The sequence below is a fragment of the Flavobacterium frigoritolerans genome, assembly GCF_025847275.1.
Taxonomy (GTDB): domain Bacteria; phylum Bacteroidota; class Bacteroidia; order Flavobacteriales; family Flavobacteriaceae; genus Flavobacterium; species Flavobacterium frigoritolerans.
The window spans coordinates 1-1,885 of the sequence record NZ_JAOZEV010000047.1 but is presented as its reverse complement, the minus strand read 5'-3'; the positions used below and the strand labels follow the sequence as shown (position 1 = coordinate 1,885).

Below are 1,885 nucleotides of genomic sequence, written 5' to 3'. Positions count from 1 at the left end.
TCAGAGAATGCGTTTATTGGCTCAACGTAACGGAATAACTTTAAATAGTTTGATGTTAAGTAGTGTGAATATTCTCTTGAGTAAATATACAGGACAAAATGATATTGTGATTGGTACTGCAATAGCCAACCGTCATCATAGGCAAACAGAAGGGCTGATTGGTTTTTTTGTCAATACACAAGCGCACAGAACACAGCTTAGCACTTCTCAAAGTTTTGAAGCATTGATGCAACAAGTTCATCAGGATCAGATTGAAGCTCAAATGCATCAGGATTTACCTTTTGAGAAATTAATTGATGACTTGGAAGTTGAACGTGATGCCTCAAGACATCCTGTTTTTCAGGTTCTGTTTGGAGTACAAGGTTTTGGTACTTCTGAGCGAACGTCCAATAATCAGAAAAATTACCTTAGACCTTTTCAGGTAGAAGATGTTTATGAGGTAGCAAAATTTGATTTGTCTATTTTTATTGATGATAGCGAGGAAGAACTTGCTGGTGGGATTAGCTATGCTACTAGCTTGTTTGATAAAGAGACAATAGTTAGGTTAATCGATCATTACGTCCATCTTTTAGAGGAGTTGACTAAAGCTCCTAATAGAGCGTATAATGAAATTAGTTTGCTTACTTCGGTAGAGTATAATCAGCTTGTTTACAATTGGAATGCAACGGAAAAGGAGTATCCGAAAGACAAAACGATTCAGGAATTGTTTGAAGAACAAGTAGCTAAGACTCCAAATAATGTAGCAATAGTATTTGAAAACAAATCATTGACTTATCAGGAGTTAAATGAAAAAAGCAACCAGTTAGCGCGTTACATTCGAACACGATACGAAGAAAAAACTCAAAGTATTCTACTACCAGATAGGTTTATTGCCTTATGTCTGGACAGAAGTCTGGAAATGGTTATTGGAATATTGGCGGTTTTAAAAGCCGGAGGTGCTTATGTACCTATTGATCCTACAATTCCACAAGAACGAATTGATTATATATTGGAAGATACCCAAGCAGCGATTGTTTTAAGCCAAAGACACTTAGATGAAAAGACACTTCCGCAGAATAAGGTTGTTTACGTCGATTTAACAGAAGAACTGTATAAAAAAGAGGACAATACAAATCTTGATCAACACAGTGAATCTACTGATCTGGCTTATGTAATTTATACATCAGGAACCACAGGAAAACCTAAAGGGGTGATGCAAATGCATTGTAATGTTATGCGTTTGTTTACCAGTACTGATTCTCAGTTTGGTTTTAATGAAGACGATGTATGGACATTGTTCCATTCTTATGCATTTGATTTTAGTGTTTGGGAATTATGGGGAGCATTAGTTTATGGAGGTAAACTAATAATTATTTCTAAAGAACAAGCTCAAGACTTAGAAGGGTTTTATCAATTATGCAGAAAAGAAAAAGTGAGTGTTTTAAACCAAACGCCTTCTGCTTTTTATCGATTTGCAGATATTGCTAATGGATTGGGTCAATCTGATCTGAGTTTAAGATATATAATATTTGGAGGAGAAGCTCTAAACACAAATCAATTAAGTAGCTGGTGGGATTATCAATTGAAAAGTAATCTAGAGACTAGACTTATAAACATGTATGGTATTACAGAAACCACAGTGCATGTTACATACAAAGAGATTAAAAAAGATGAAACAATACAATCGAACATTGGTAAATCAATAGCCGATTTAAAAACGTACATTCTTTCTACTAATCAAACACCTGTTCCTATAGGAGTTTCCGGAGAGTTATATATTGGTGGAGAAGGATTGTCTAGAGGATATCTAAATCGTCCAGACTTAACAGCGGAGCGTTTTGTAAACAATCCATTTGCTACCGAAGCTGATAAAGCCAAAGGCTACACCAGATTGTATAAAACAGGA

General features: G+C 35.4%; 1 protein-coding gene. It reads left to right on the top strand.

Going from position 1 to position 1,885, the window contains the following annotated elements; all coding sequences use genetic code 11:
- Nucleotides 1–1,885, top strand: a 1,885-nt coding sequence (locus OIU80_RS20790; RefSeq protein ID WP_264288878.1) for a non-ribosomal peptide synthetase, incomplete at both ends; no start/stop codon positions are given.